Origin of the sequence: Pleionea mediterranea (assembly GCF_003148745.1) — a bacterium.
Lineage (GTDB): Bacteria > Pseudomonadota > Gammaproteobacteria > Enterobacterales > Kangiellaceae > Pleionea > Pleionea mediterranea.
In genome coordinates this window covers 55642-70795 of record NZ_QGGU01000003.1, presented here as the reverse complement: position 1 = coordinate 70795, position 15154 = coordinate 55642, and the positions used below count along the sequence as shown (strand labels likewise).

At 41.2% G+C, this 15154-nt stretch carries 12 protein-coding genes and 1 pseudogene; 8 read left to right on the top strand and 5 right to left on the bottom strand.

From position 1 onward, the window contains the following. Positions 1-164 precede the first annotated feature (164 nt). The 5 genes from C8D97_RS04340 (at position 165) to C8D97_RS04320 (ending at position 5209) form a co-directional block, all read left to right on the top strand. Entirely contained in the window at positions 165-509 is a 345-nt protein-coding gene (locus C8D97_RS04340; protein ID WP_170115134.1) for a ribonuclease E inhibitor RraB, read from the top strand. Positions 510-802: 293 nt separating this feature from the next. Continuing rightward, positions 803-2719 (top strand): CocE/NonD family hydrolase, encoded by a 1917-nt coding sequence (locus tag C8D97_RS04335; RefSeq protein ID WP_210204850.1) that lies wholly within the window; start codon positions 803-805, stop codon positions 2717-2719. Between the two features lie 19 nt (positions 2720-2738). Then, positions 2739-3191, top strand: coding sequence for a hypothetical protein (locus tag C8D97_RS04330; RefSeq protein WP_109762320.1), 453 nt, complete (start codon positions 2739-2741; stop codon positions 3189-3191). 203 nt (positions 3192-3394) lie between these two features. Then, on the top strand, positions 3395-4726 hold the full coding sequence (locus tag C8D97_RS04325; RefSeq protein WP_210204849.1) for a M24 family metallopeptidase: 1332 nt from the start codon (positions 3395-3397) through the stop codon (positions 4724-4726). A gap of 69 nt (positions 4727-4795) precedes the next feature. Beyond that, entirely contained in the window at positions 4796-5209 is a 414-nt protein-coding gene (locus C8D97_RS04320; protein WP_109762318.1) for a PH domain-containing protein, read from the top strand. Between the two features lie 470 nt (positions 5210-5679). On the opposite strand, the pseudogene C8D97_RS04315 reads toward C8D97_RS04320, so the two are convergent. Further along, a pseudogene (locus C8D97_RS04315) lies at positions 5680-6222 on the bottom strand (helix-turn-helix domain-containing protein); the annotation flags it as partial. Positions 6223-6462: 240 nt separating this feature from the next. Between C8D97_RS04315 and C8D97_RS17995 the strand changes: the two are divergent. Continuing rightward, positions 6463-6666, top strand: a complete 204-nt coding sequence (locus C8D97_RS17995; RefSeq protein ID WP_146196073.1) for a hypothetical protein — start codon at positions 6463-6465, stop codon at positions 6664-6666. Positions 6667-6835: 169 nt separating this feature from the next. Here C8D97_RS17995 and C8D97_RS04310 read toward each other — a convergent pair whose 3' ends face one another. Beyond that, positions 6836-8398, bottom strand: a complete 1563-nt coding sequence (locus tag C8D97_RS04310) for a phosphatidylserine decarboxylase (protein WP_109762317.1) — start codon at positions 8396-8398, stop codon at positions 6836-6838. Positions 8399-8795: 397 nt separating this feature from the next. Next, positions 8796-9296, bottom strand: coding sequence for a nuclear transport factor 2 family protein (locus C8D97_RS04305; RefSeq protein WP_109762315.1), 501 nt, complete (start codon positions 9294-9296; stop codon positions 8796-8798). 336 nt (positions 9297-9632) lie between these two features. On the opposite strand from C8D97_RS04305, the gene purT reads away from it, so the two are divergent. After that, complete coding sequence (gene purT, locus C8D97_RS04300; RefSeq protein WP_109762313.1) at positions 9633-10853, top strand: formate-dependent phosphoribosylglycinamide formyltransferase; 1221 nt, start codon at positions 9633-9635, stop codon at positions 10851-10853. Between the two features lie 60 nt (positions 10854-10913). Here purT and C8D97_RS04295 read toward each other — a convergent pair whose 3' ends face one another. Both C8D97_RS04295 and C8D97_RS04290 read right to left on the bottom strand, forming a co-directional pair. Beyond that, the gene (locus tag C8D97_RS04295; protein WP_210204847.1) at positions 10914-11420 is read right to left on the bottom strand and encodes an NlpC/P60 family protein; all 507 of its coding nucleotides are present in this window, start codon (positions 11418-11420) and stop codon (positions 10914-10916) included. A gap of 162 nt (positions 11421-11582) precedes the next feature. Beyond that, a complete protein-coding gene (locus tag C8D97_RS04290) occupies positions 11583-12236 on the bottom strand; it encodes a hypothetical protein (protein ID WP_109762311.1) in 654 nt (217 codons plus the stop codon). Between the two features lie 383 nt (positions 12237-12619). On the opposite strand from C8D97_RS04290, the gene C8D97_RS04285 reads away from it, so the two are divergent. Beyond that, positions 12620-15082, top strand: a complete 2463-nt coding sequence (locus tag C8D97_RS04285) for a S9 family peptidase (protein ID WP_109762309.1) — start codon at positions 12620-12622, stop codon at positions 15080-15082. Positions 15083-15154: the final 72 nt, after the last annotated feature.

Genomic DNA, 15154 nt, shown 5'->3' with positions numbered 1-15154 from the left:
GATTATTTTTTGTGTTACTAGAACGAAAGATAAACACGCTCTAGGATCTTTGATATCAAAAACAAAGTTGGTTAACGATAAATTGATGCATTATGATAATTCCAAATGAAACCTCAATAATTTGTTACAAATCAAAACCTCTTCTTTATAAGGCTTTAAACACCATGCAATTAATTGACGAACGTGTCGAGTTGGACAAAGCAACTTTGAATAAACTTAAACAAGCGGGGGATGACGATCAGTTGGTGCGATTAATCGATCACAGTTTTACTGCTGATTCAAAAGAGGCATTAGAAAAACTGGCAGATTGTCTGATAAAAATGGACTTTTCAAATATAAAACTGTTTCAGCCAGAGGACGAGCACTATTACTTGCTTGAGTGCACCAGCATTGATTGTACCGAGTTTCATAACGTATCTAAGACCAGTGTGTTAATGACCATTTTATCGCAGCATTTTTCTGTGTCATACGATGGTTGGGGATCCATGGTTGCCAATGAAACCCAGTGACTGGATAAACTTAATGGTATGTTTTAAAACAAGCCTTTCAAAGATTGATTTAATTAGAAATTACATGAGGCTGAAAGCAAGGTTGTATAGTGGTCGGCTTGCCAAAATATCATAGGGCTAGTATAAGAGTAGCACTTATAAAAAACGGGTTCGGTACTGTTTATTCAATAATGTTGAGCCGGCATTGTTGGTTCAACAGTGTTAATCCGTCATTGTTAATCCAGAAATTCTGATTTCTCACGATATAACAATATTATTTACAATTAAAAATAAAAAACTTAGGGATATTGACCATGTTAAAACGATTCCGCTTATTGGGAAGCTTGTTTGTTTTCTGTTTAACACCGCTATTGGCAAACGCCAGTACCTGTGACCTACCCAATGTTGTGCATAAAGATAAAAAAGCTTGCGACAGTTATTATGCTTTTACTAATAAAGCCGATGTTTATCGTTCGCAAATGATTGAAATGCGTGATGGTGTCCGCTTAGCAACCGATGTGTATTTACCGAAAGAACGTGCTGATAAAGTTCCGGCTATTTTCTGGAAGACTCCGTATAACGAAAACGCTTTAAATGGCACAACGTTAAAGTTTGCTGAATTGGCCGTGGATAATGGCTATGCATTTGTCGTGCAAAACGAACGGGGCCGATATTATTCCGAAGGCGACTGGGAAATTTTAGGCAACCCTCGCACCGATGGTGTGGATACATTGGACTGGATCGCAAAACAGGGCTGGTCCGATAAACAGGTTGGCACGGTTGGTTGTTCTTCGTCGGCTGAGTGGCAACTGGCGCTAGCGGCTCAAGATCATCCGGCTCATAAAGCGATGGTGCCTGCAGCAGCGGGTGCCGGAATAGGGCGAGTTGGACGGTTTCAGGAGCAGGGTAACTGGTACAAAGGCGGCGTGTTTCAAACCTTGTTTGCCACCTGGCTGTATTCGGTACAGCAAGATGTTTATCCAAGATTTCCTAAAGACATGTCGGAGCAGGATTTGAACCGATTGCGTTACAGTTACGATTTAGCCGCCAAAATGCCAAAAATCGATTGGAAAAAACAAACGCAAAATTTACCTATGGTGGAATGGTTTGATGACATAGCTGGCAATAAGGGACCCTTTAAAGATTTTGCCGTGCGCGAGCCCAATCATCCCGACTGGTTTAAAGGTGGCTTATATCACGACAATGAAGATTTTGGCGTTCCCGCATTATGGTTAAACAGTTGGTACGATGTTTCTATTGGTCCGAACATGGAGCTGTTTAATCATGTGAGCAATAACGCAAGTGATAAAGAAGTTAGAGAGAATCAATACGCGATAGTGGCACCCACACTGCACTGCTCATTTTGGCGTATTCCAAAGCATCAAGATTTGATAGTGGGCGAACGAAATATGGGGCGCGTTAAACTGGATGTTAATGAGTCTATTATTGAATGGTTTGATTACTGGATGAAGTCTGATAAAAGTGACTTTAAGAAAAATCATTCGAAAGTAAAGTACTTCACCATGGGTGAGAATAAATGGCAGGAATCAGAAACATGGCCGCCGAAACAGGTGGAGTATCAAACTTTTTATTTAAGCAGTCAGGAGTCGGCCAATAGTTTGTTTGGTGATGGAAAATTAACATCGTCTGTGCCTAGTAAAAGTAATCAGGATGAATTTACCTACGATCCGATGAACCCAGTTCCATCACTTGGCGGCAGTGTGTGTTGTAGCGGTGGTCTATCGAAAGGCGGCTCGTTCGATCAGCGCGCCATTGAAGCGCGACATGATGTATTAGTATACACCTCGGAACCATTAAAGCAGGATACGGAAGTAACCGGTGATATTGTTGCTAAATTGTTTGTTAGCTCAAGCGCAAAAGACACCGACTTTACTATTAAACTGGTGGATGTTTACCCAGATGGTAGAGCGTTTAATGTGGACGATACCATTCATCGCGCAAAATTCCGTAATGGGTTTGATAAGCCTGAGTTAATGGAAAAAGGAAAAGTTTATAGCATTAACTTTACGCCATTAACCACCAGTAATGTGTTCAAAAAAGGCCACCGTATTCGGGTTGAAGTGTCGTCGAGTAAATTTCCCCAGTATATGAGAAATTTAAATACCGGAGAAAATAATGCTCTGGCCATCGAAGCGGTTGTGGCCAACAATGTTATTTATCACTCACCAAAGTATCCCTCGCAAATAACATTGCCGATAGTTAAACAATAAAGCTTAAGTGAGAAGAACTATGAAAATTTTTAGCTATGTATTTAAGCCAGAACAAAATAAATATAAGGGTATTCGACCAATTAATATTTATGCTATGCGAATTGTTTACATACTGATGGCAATATTCCTCGGTAAAGATGTCTGGGGACATATTTTTACCTATGATAAAACATGGGATCCAAGTGATGCTATGGACTGGAGCGTTTGGGGTGCTTTTAGTTTATTTGCTTTATTAGGAGTTTTTCGGACAGTGCAAATGATACCAATTCTACTGTTAGAAATTGTTTATAAAGTTATTTGGCTTTTTTTAGTTGCCCTACCACTTTGGCAAGCAGGTAACTTGTCCGGTGAAACGACAGACGGTATGATTTTTCCATTCGTGCTTGTGGTATTACCTATCATTGCGATGCCATGGGGGTATGTGTTTAAGCAATACATTATGAATAAACCTCATAGTACTCAGAAGGCTTAGTAGTATAAATATGACTGTCATAATACGGTTATTGCAAACTAGTTTGATGGGATAAAGGTTTTCTAGAGCACTACTATTAAGTATTGCTAGAGATAAACCATTAAGTAATCTTTTTTAGAAATTCTATCTCACTAATTTTTTTAAAAGTTACAGGAAAGACTCTTAGCTTTTTATAGATTAATAAAAATTCACAGGGCATAAGAATGTTTAATCGCCAAAGTAGTATGGAAAAGTTACTCAAACATTTATCTATTCTCGGACTTACAATACTGACCGTTAATGCAATGGCGCAATCGTTCGTCAATAAAACCAACCCCTGGCCGGAGATCCGTAAACAACGGCTTAATCAGTTACTGCCCAATGCTTTGAAAGCTGCCGAGGTTGATGCCTGGTTAATTGTTTGTCGGGAAAATAATAATGATCCATTGGCGGATCATATTGGGTGTGAAAATGCCGGGGCATCTGCGGCGTATTTGTTCTATCAAAACGACAAAGGTTTTCATTCTCTGGTGTATTCACCTTCGAGTGAATCAAAAGCGCTGTCTGAACTGAATATCCACGATAAAGTGATAGCAGTCCCCCGTGGTGAGTCGGCGATTGAAAAAGTGGCTGAATTTATGAAACAACAAAACTTTGAGCGTATTGCCATTAATTCTTCGCCAAATAATGCTCAGGCTGATGGTTTGAGCTACACCCAGCGTATGACGTTAGAGAAAGCACTTGGTAATAGCTTTTCGAAGCGTTTGGTGTCGGCTGATGACGTGGTGTATGAGTGGTTATCTATTAAATTACCTGCAGAAGTTGAGATTATGCGCGAGGCGGCAAAGCTAACCGCTCAGTGGCAAATTGAAGCTTATAAAACCGTTGTGCCAGGTAAAACCACCGATGCGGTTCTGGCCGCGTTTTTAAAAACTAAAATGAAACAGCACGGTGTGGGCGATGCCTGGGCACCGGATCAAAACCCAAATGTTAATTCGGGGCCGGATCGCGGACATTCACACGCAACGGATAAAGTGATTATGCCGGGTGATGTGATCCAGATTGACTTTGGTATCAAGCTGTATGATCGCTGGATCAGTGATATACAACGATTTGCTTACGTGCTTGCTGCGGGAGAAACCGAAGCGCCAGAGGATATTAAGCATTATTGGTTAAGCGCTCGAGAAGGCGGTAAGGCAGCGTTTAAAGCCATGAAGCCGGGTGTGCGTGGAATAGATGTTGACGCCGCACAAAGCAAACTGATGAAACAAAATGGATCAGAGCCTGTTATGTGGAGCACTGGTCATCCGGTAGGGTATGTGGCTCACGATACCGGGCCTAATCTGGGTGGCTCTCGCGGGGCCACGGTGCGACCGGCTGCCCATAAAACGCTGAAAGCCGGAATGGTGTTTGCTTTTGATGGCTTCCACAGTTGGCAGCGCAACGATGGAACATTTAAAACCATCTCGGTGGAAGAGATGGCTGTAATTACCGAGTCGGGCGCCGAATATTTAATTCAGCCACAGCAACAGCTTATATTGATTCAATCGAACTGAAGCATTTTGAAAACTTTTTCGATTGATCATAGACTTCACTAAAAACAAACGTTAATAGTAGAGGGGCACATGAAACAGTTTGATTCAAAAGTTGATTTATCGATAATGATTATATTAGTGTTCTCGGCGTTATTTTGTTTCGCTACAGCCAGTTTTATCGCTTTTGATTCATTCACCATAGAATCCTTACTAGTGGCTGTTTTTGTTGTGCTATTGGGGAGTGGTTTACCTGTTTGGCTCGCAGTATCGACTCGTTACTGTGTCGATCAAGAAATATTAGTGATTAAAAGTGGTCCTTTTCGGTGGCGAATACCACTAAACGACATAAAAGATCTTCGTGAATCTTCAAGCCCGATATCTGGGCCTGCGTTGTCATTCGACAGACTGCTAATTACCTACAGTAATGGTAAGCGGGTTTTGGTTTCACCAGAAGATAAAACCGAATTTATAAAAGCACTCAATTTTGACGAACAACTGAGCTAGTGAGCGTTAAAAACGCTTTGGGATTAAAATAATGCATAGGGGTTTATGCCGAACACGGGTGAATTTTACGATCATAAACTGTGGTATTAAGTTTAACACTGTCAGTCCATCACCGTCACATGTGTAAGCCATATTTCAATAGCCACTAGGCAATCGCAGTTGAGTTTGATATAGATATCTTGAATTTAATACAAAAGAATTTGTTTGAGCTTAAAGATAATCCAGTATAGCAGGGTATTGATAACCCAAGTGGATTGGATATAATGTGTAATATTTATTTGTAAAAATGTGATTACCAAGGGGGTCTGACGGTATAATTACCGAGCGACTTTGTCGTACCAACACTAGCAGCCTCAACCCAAGTTGGCAACTCACGCCGACTTGGGAAGCAGTTCTAATTTTGCCAACCTTAGTGCAGCAGTATTCATTTTTTCCCTTAACCAGATATAGCGAACACCCGCCGGACTTATTTCTGTTGTTTCCGACGGAAAGAACTCTGCAAATAGCTCGCTCGTTGCATCGTCTATCGCAGCGATCAAACAAGACTTCTTATTCCCAAACCAACGGTGTGGACTACCGTCCATTTGTAGCATTAAGCCAGCAGCTTCCATCCGCTCTCTGCGCTTATGCACTCGACTCCTCCTACGTTTAGCTCGTTTTACATGATGGATATCATGAGCCCAACCTCTTAGTGTTTCTCGTTTTACAACAATATGTTCATTAGTTTCTAGCGTGTCAGCAAGATGAAGTAGGTTAAGATCATAATATTTCTCACGAATAAGTTGCTGCACTGTTTGCTTTAACTGGTCTGGCGTTCTATTAGCAGGAGCTTTACCTGTATTGCCATGAACAATGAATTGAACTCCTATTTTTCGATATTTCTGAAGATAACGTTCAATGGTACGTCTAGATTTATTAAGAAGTTTAGTGGTATTGGCAATGGTTAAGCGACCTTCAGCTACTTTGGCAATAACATCAACAGCCAACTGAGCTTTGGAATTCATCATGATCATCCTTAGCACCCTTTAAATACTCAAATAACTATTTAAAAAGCACGGTTAAAGATAACCGTCAAATTCCCTTGGTAATTAGCGATTACGACAGAATCGCCTGGTAATTAGAGCACGACAAAGTCGCTTGGTGTTAACATATTTATTTGTAAAAATTTAGACTTGCTATTACAGTGCCAATCAAAATAGTTCTAAGCAAACAGACAGTATAACTTTGTCATAATTGGTGCTTCTGGCTTTAGAGTGACTCAATTAAGCTCAAAATCATTCATGCCGCACACATCCACTGGCATGGACGCCAGTGGAAGTTATTATCAGCCATGGAAGGCTGTCAATAACGGTGTGTTGACAGGTATGAATGATTTTGAGGAACCCGCAGGGCTTAATTGTTGGAGCGTAGGGCCTTTTATTCCGGGCATCCTGCCCTCCACCTTTCAGGCCAGCTAACGCTGTTCAAATTCGTTCCCGACGAATTTGTGCCTTCTTTTTGGCTGAACTACATGGAGGTAGTGAATGCAGTTAATGCAGCAATACTTAATCCATCTATGGGTAGTGCCAGAGGCCAAAGCCTCCGGTTACTCGTTTAATTACTTTGCGCATAACTTTGATTCACGGACTATCCAATACTTACTTGGACAACCATAATTCCTAGGTTATCTGTAAAGCCAGCACCGTATTCGCCATTTAAATCATCGTTAATGCATAATTCTAAATCACCGGTCAGATTTGACGGGATGGTGCAACTCTCTCCTACAAGAAAAATACTGTCTCCTACTTTTCCGATAAGGGCGCCTTCATTTTCATTCGGCATAGTGTATCCTGGTTTAGCTTTAATATAATTGGGGTTACCATTAGGCCCATAAAGCTTGCCATTGTTGTCATTAGGGTTTGCAGTCCACTCACCGTTAATGTAGGAAATTGTTGCAGGATTGCCGGATGTGATTTTAATATTTGTATTTTGCCACTTAGATTTAGCGACTACATAACTTGGTGATATAGCTGTTGAAGTTCCATAGTGGCGATAAGATGTCTGTTCATTAAGAACTGGTTGTTTTCCTTCCTGGAAGAGCATAATAATATCTGAACCACCAAACATGAAGTAACCAAACTTATCACCCTTATTAATGTTTTTTCCGGATAGAGCTTGCATATGTACTGACGATACCTGACACATCCCGACCGGGATCACTGCAACAACGCCTATGTCACCATCGGGTGAATTAGTGGTGTCAATAGTTAAAATACCTCTCGCCTGTAAAAACTCATAACCATTCTCAGCATCGTCGGGCGCATTAAACTGGCCTTTCTTTGGCCCGTCTTCATGAATCTCAACTTGTAAAAAGGTTAGCCCTTGAACAGCTCGGCAGTCTTGTACTACACCCGATACCGGTGCATGAAAACGATGATAGGAGTAGGGAGCAAGAAAATAATGTATAAAGGTTCCATTCGCGAAACTTTGAGCGTATTCACTGCCTTCAAGTAACTGGGCAATATTGGCATAAGTATGGGTTTGCTTGATAACTATTTCTTCAATAGTTGAATCTGCTCTGATGTTATATTTTTTTCTGTAAGTACAGTCGGCAGGCATAACCACGGTTTTATTGTTACCAGGGTTATCAATTGGTCGTAAATAAGGGTTTAATTCTCTGGCAAAAAACTCATTAAATGTATTCCAGTTAGCATTAGGGATGCCATCATTCATAGAATCTTCAATTCTGTATTGTGGTGAAAATTGAATAAATGATTTTAAAATAGTGCTATTAAAAGACTCTGGAGTATTTAAAAATTTACCCCAGAGGTTGGCATAAGATACAAGAAATTGACTGAACCAAGGTATGTTTTGTGCCAGAACGCCAATAGATGTTTTTTGATCGACTAGGTAATAATAATGGCAGAGTCGATCATATACTTCCTGGCTATGTAATGTTGTTGGATCTTGCCATGCAGCTCCGCCGCTTTGTTGAGGGATCCAAAGTACAAACTGATTTAAGTAGTTGATATATGCCTGCTGGTTTGTTGGCCACTCTAAAGAGTCATACAGGTTTTGGTTTAAACTTTCAGACGCTTTATCTCTAGCTGTATTAAGAGATTCAACAATATAACCCCATTCTTTTTCTGTTGCCGTATCAAGCAGGTAATGAATGCCGTCTTCTGTTGACTTGAAATTTAATTTGTTCATTATAGTTTTCCTTCACTTAATGTTATGGGGCTTGGTGTTTTAGTTATTAAGCGTCTTCGTGTATATCGAAATAAAACTTGCACCACTTCTTAGTCATGGGTAATTAATAGATTAAGATTTCTAGAGGCTATTGTATTCGTGATAACTTTCCTTAATAAAATAATGTGTCAGTTCCATTTTTTAATCGTATGGATTAGTTTTTATTTTAGCTTAGTATAGATGTTTAAATCTTTATGGAAGATTGGTTTAATTCTGTTTCAAGATAGCAGCTAAAACTAAGGTTGTCAGCTTATAAATTATCTCGAAAATCTACAGCTTAATAACTCTGTTTGTTATAAATTACGGCGGATTTTAATTTTGCAATACGCTTATCTCCACTAATGATATTTTTTTACTTTTATTCAGGACTCTGATGATCGTAACTTAATACACGTTTCAGTTGCCATTGATCATCTGTTAACACCCAGAGATGAGTAAAACGCGCGACTGAAGTTTTATACAGTGCTTTATTCGGTTCTTTTATAAAGAATTCATGTTCGCCTTGTTGGATGGCGCCGTAGAGTTTTCCGTTGTTCTTTAGTGGGAACACTTTAAGGCTGTCGCTTACGAGTTTACGAATGGGTTTTCTGTCAGGCGTTGAGCATATATTCTTTTCAACGGCTTTTAAAAATTCGGCGCGATTTTGTACACCGGCCACATCGTGATAAAACTCGAAATCTTCTGCAATAACAGGTTCAAGGACGTCTTGTTTGCACCGATTAAAACTCTGCTCAAACAGTATTTGATCCATGTTAAGTAACTGTTGATACAGGGATGCTTGATGATTATTGGACTGTACAGTGTTTGGTATTAGAAGCACCGTTGCACTTATAAGCATGACAGTCATATAAGATTTCATTATTTATTCCTCAATGGTTCAAATTATTCAATAATTGGTTAACGGATCAGTACATTTCGAATAACAGTGCGAATGTTGTGCCAGAAATAGCTGATTATAGTAACTTGCTGCTTAGGTCGCGACTGTCGCTTACATAAAGAGATTTAAAGGCGAAATCATGTTTCGCGTTTCATCTGTTTTTGTTGGAAGGATTTGCGTAAAGTTGTTAACTATTCGTCAATTTGACGAAGGTTGGTTTTGTATGTAACCGCGCAATGGGTCATCGAACAATTGGTAAGTTAGCGCTAAAACCGTATAATTCCAGCAAATTTAGTAGATATTAAAACAGGATACTTTATGACCAGCATAGGCACTCCATTTTCATCTACGGCAACCCGTGTGTTGCTTTGTGGCGCCGGAGAGTTAGGTAAGGAAGTCATTATTGAATTACAACGACTAGGTGTCGAAGTGATTGCCGTGGATCGTTACGACCATGCGCCAGGCATGCAAGTTGCCGATCGCAGTCATGTGGTGGATATGCTGGACGGTAACGCGCTTCGAAAAGTTATTGAGCAAGAACAACCGCATTTTGTTGTGCCAGAAATAGAAGCCATTGCCACCGATACCTTAGCCGAGCTGGAGCAAGAAGGGGTGACCATAGTTCCCACTGCTCGCGCTACGCAATTGACCATGAATCGTGAAGGCATAAGAACGCTGGCAGCGGAAGAATTGGGCATTCCAACATCAGCCTATGCTTTTGCCGATGAAAAAGAATCCTTTGTCAAAGCGGTGGAAACCATTGGTATGCCCTGTGTGGTAAAACCCATTATGAGTTCATCGGGCAAAGGTCAAAGTGTGATTAAAACCGAGTCAGACATAGATGCGGCCTGGAATTATGCGCAAGAAGGCGGACGAGCGGGTAAAGGCAAAGTAATCATCGAAGGCTTTGTGGATTTCGATTATGAAATTACCTTGTTAACCGTTAAACACGTTAATGGCATCAGTTTTTGTGAGCCCATTGGTCATGTACAGGAAGATGGCGATTACCGTCAGTCGTGGCAACCCTGTGCCATGAGCCCAAAAGCGTTACAAGCGTCTCAAGCGATTGCAGCAAAAGTTACTGATGCATTATGTAGAGATAAAGGACGTGGTGATACTGGATGTAACGAAACTGGACGTGGTATTTTTGGTGTTGAGCTGTTTATAAAAGGTGATAACGTTTTCTTTAGCGAAGTGTCACCCAGACCTCACGATACCGGCATGGTGACGTTAATCTCGCAAGATTTGTCACAATTTGCGTTACATGTTCGAGCGATTCTGGGGCTACCGATTCCCAATATTGTGCAACATGGGCCTTCCGCTTCCAGTGTGATTTTACCCACCGGCCAATCCACTCAAACTTCGTTTGCTGGGCTAAACGATGCCTTGGTAGAAGACAATACACAAATCCGTTTGTTTGGAAAACCAGAAATTAATGGACGCCGCCGAATGGGCGTGGCACTGGCGCGAGATGTCACCATTGAAGAAGCCGTGGCTAAAGCAAAACGCGTGTCTGCCGCGGTAAAGGTTGAGTTTTAAAGTTAATTATTGCCAGCCAGTTTAGAGCAGTCTGTTAGAAGAGTTCGTTTGAACAGTCTGTTAAAAGTTATGGCGCCGCGCCATCCAGTAGCGCGAGTGCCAGTAGGGGTTACTGAGTTTCGAGACGGTAACCCCTACACTGGTCGAAGCGTGCATAAATTGATCATTACCAATATAAATCCCAACGTGGCGAACCTTTACGCCAGTCTTAAAAAATACCAAATCACCCCATTGTAAGTTCGAACGGGCAATCCAGTTGCCGGTAGTTACCTGTCGGGCCGTGGTACGCGGTAAACGCTTGCCAAAGGCATTGGCGTAGGCCAGTTTTGCCCAACCGGAACAATCGACACCGGCACGGCTTAACCCGCCAATGGCATAGGGAACACCAATCCAGCGTTGAAAAAACGCATCCAGTTGTTTAATGGCTTGACGCCTGTTGGGATTAATATTCTGCTGTGATGAAGCGCTGTGAGAGGACGGATTCTGAGACGAAGAATTGTGAGTTGAATTGTTTGTTAATCGTGAGTGCTTTTGGCTGCAGCCGATGGTAACTGTTGTCAGCAACAAAACGACAATTCTAAATGTTAAGAGTTTGATTAAAGAATGCTTCATTAACATGAGTTTAGTCGTTAGCCCTTAACCGAAACTGAACTCATAGGCTATCGTTTCGAGAAGGCGTTTCAGTTGCTCATCTCCTTCTTCGCTAACCAATATTTAGCGATTGTTTCTTTAGTCATTGTCTGTTGGCTGATCGTCATCAGGATTCGACGTTGTGTCGTCGTCCTGATCGGCAGGGGTGGTTCCATTCGAGTTTTGAGTGGCCGAAGAAGGGTTGTTGACGGGCGGGGTATTATTAACCGGCGGATTACTGTTTTGCTGCGCTTGCTGCTGCAAGTTTTCAACTTGAGCTTTCAGGCTGTCGAGCTCAGTTTTAAGTCGACCATTTTCACGACTTAACCAGTTGGCCCGGCCTTGTTGTTTTTCGAGCTCTTGCTCTGTACTGGTTAGCTTTTGTTGCAATTCATTGGCTCGTTGTTCAGACTCTGAAGCATTTTCCGAAGAAGCTTGTTTCGCTTGTTGCAATTGTTGCTCTGCTTGTTGTTGCTGTTTATTTAAACTGGTCACTTGCGATTGCAACTGCTCGATTTGCAGAGAGGATTCAGCCAGGCGAGATTCCAATTGTGCGGTAATGGCCTGATTATGTTGAGAGGCTTTTATCTTAAAATATTGAAACCCGGCAATCGCGCCCACGGCAATCAGTACTGCAACCACTAAAGTTACTTTAAAGTAATGACGAAAGTGATTTTGTGTTGCGCCGCAAAAAGGGCAGTTCTTTTGCCCCCACGACACTTCTCGCTTACAGCCAACGCATTGATTATTCATATAAATTTAAAGCTAATGGTAGGGTGAGCAAAAGAATACCACGTCTGCCATAGGGACAACAGTGGCTTCTGGCCATACTGCGGAGCCTTTAACAGAAACATTAACAGAAACAGAAAAACTCTAATAGATATGGGGTGTACCGGTAGATACTTTAAGTATACAACTAAATGATGATGTAAATAGGCAAACCAACATTTCATTAAATAACCTAGATTGTTCAGTCATCTAACCAGTATTAACGCTATTAAGCTTGACCCTCCAATTATATCTCGCTACTTTATTTGCCGATTGAACACAATACAACTTAAACTAAATTTGCTCCGTACTGATTGATTTTTCAACAAGCAAGTTTAATGCATTAACTATTGAAAGGAATAAAATCAATGAATCGAATTTTATTGAGTTTCTATCTGTTGCTGATGACAGTGTCTTCGGCATTTGTTATCGCCAAAACAACATCACAAGGTTATCAGAAGCCACCAAAAGAAATACTGGACTTGGTGGATGTTAAATTAGCGCCACGAGTGATACTGGACGACAGTAAAAGCACCATGGTTTTTTTATACCGCGACAGTTTTAAAACCATTGAAGAATTATCACAACAGGAAATGCGACTGGCTGGATTACGCATAGATCCGAAAACAAATATTGGCAGTCGTATCAATTATTATAAAAATATAATGGTGAAGTCCTTGGCTGGTAATGGTGAGCTTACTCAAGTATCCGGATTACCTGAAAATCCTCGGCTGACCAATTTGACCTGGTCACCGAATCAACAATATATGGCAATGACCCACACTAGTGAGAAAGGGGTAGAGCTTTGGTTGTTGAACGTAAAAGACGCCAAAGCAAAGCAACTTACCGAAGCAAAGTTAAATGCTAATTTAAGGGATGTGATTAACTGGTTTGCTGACAGTGAATCAATGCTGATTAAAACACTGGCCTCAAATAGAAAGCCGTTAATTGATACGGCACAAGCCATTCCTAAAGGGCCGACAATTTCTGTTAGTAAGGGCGAAAAAGCACAAAATAGAACTTATCAGGATTTATTAAAAAATAAAGACGATGAGTTTAATTTTGAGCAGCTGGCGCTTTCTGAACTGCACAAGGTTTCGATTGATGGGGATTCGGAAAAATGGTTACCTGCAGCCATGTACACCAATGTCAGTTTATCACCCAATGGTGACTATGTTCTGGTGAATACCATTGAAAAACCCTTTTCCTACCTTGTTACTTACAGCCGTTTTCCTTCGGTTACTCAGGTGTACAGCAAATTAGGAAAGCCGGTAAGAGTGATCGAACAGGCGCCTTTAGCGGAAGTATTACCGAAAGGGTTTATGTCCACGGTTACCCACAAACGAAATATTCAGTGGCGCAATGATAAGCCTGCCACACTGGTTTATGTTAAAGCACTGGATAAAGGTGATCCTAAAGTAGACGTTGAGTTTAGAGATGAAGTGTTTTCATTGGCAGCACCCTTTGATGGTGAGCCTGAAACCTTATTGAAAACAAACAATCGATTTTACACCATTATGTGGGGCAATGATTCAAAAGCCATTGCAATGGATTACTGGTGGAATACCCGTAACTTAAAAACCTATCTGTTTAACCCTTCGGATAATTCGCAAACACCCAAGGTAATTAATGATCGTAATTATCAGGATCGTTACAGCGATCCGGGTAATTTTGTTATGACGCGCAATGCATTAGGACGTAGTGTTCTGGATATGCGAGAAGGTTCGGTTTATTTATTAGGTGATGGGTTTACCAAAAATGGACAGTTTCCCTTTTTGGATAAGTTAAATCTGGAAACTCAGGATAAAACGCGTTTGTATCAGTCGACCTATGACAACAAGCTGGAGGATCTGATCGATTTTGATGTTGAAAATGATCGTCTTGTGACAAGAATTGAGTCGAAAAGTGAGTACCCTAACTATTACTTTAGAAAGCTTAACCGATCTAATAAGGCCGATGAACAATTAACGCAAGTGACTCACTTTGAAAATCCGTTTAAAAGTTTACAAAATGTTGAAAAGCGCGTTCTTGAATACAAACGGGACGACGGATTACCCCTGTCCGGTACATTGTATCTGCCTACGGATTATCAAAAGGGCAAACGTTATCCGATGATTCTTTGGGCATACCCAAGAGAGTATAAAGATAAATCCACCGCCGGACAAAATACCCAAAACCCAAATGAGTTTACCTACCCATACTGGGGCTCGCCAATCTACTGGGTGAGCAAAGGTTATGTGGTACTCGATGATGCAGCGTTTCCTATAGTAGGTGAAGGCGAAGAGGAACCGAATGACAGCTTCCGCAGCCAGTTAGTGGCGAATGCTAAAGCAGCCATTGATGCGGTGGATAATTTAGGTTTGATTGATCGAGAGCGCGTTGCTGTGGGCGGTCACAGTTACGGTGCCTTTATGGTGGCTAACCTGTTGTCGCATTCTGATCTTTTTGCCGCGGGTATTGCCAGAAGTGGTGCCTACAATCGAACCTTAACGCCATTTGGCTTTCAGTCAGAAGAACGTTCTTACTGGGATGCACCCGAGGTTTATTACACTATGTCACCTTTTATGCACGCGGATAAAATGAAAACACCCATGTTATTGATCCATGGCAAGGCGGATAATAATTCGGGTACCTATCCTTTGCAAAGTGAACGCTATTTTAATGCACTTAAAGGCTTAGGTGCTCCTGTACGACTGGTTATGCTACCAAAAGAGAGTCATGGGTATCGTGCGAAAGAAAGTATTTTGCATTTATTGTGGGAGCAAGATCGCTGGCTGGATATGCATGTGAAAAACAAGTCAGATCCTTCAGCAAGTCAGACAGGAAAGTAATCGTCAGAATATTGATAAACGTTATTATCATCTAGACAAAAAACGCCCGCAGTTGCGGGCGTTTTTTTAGCT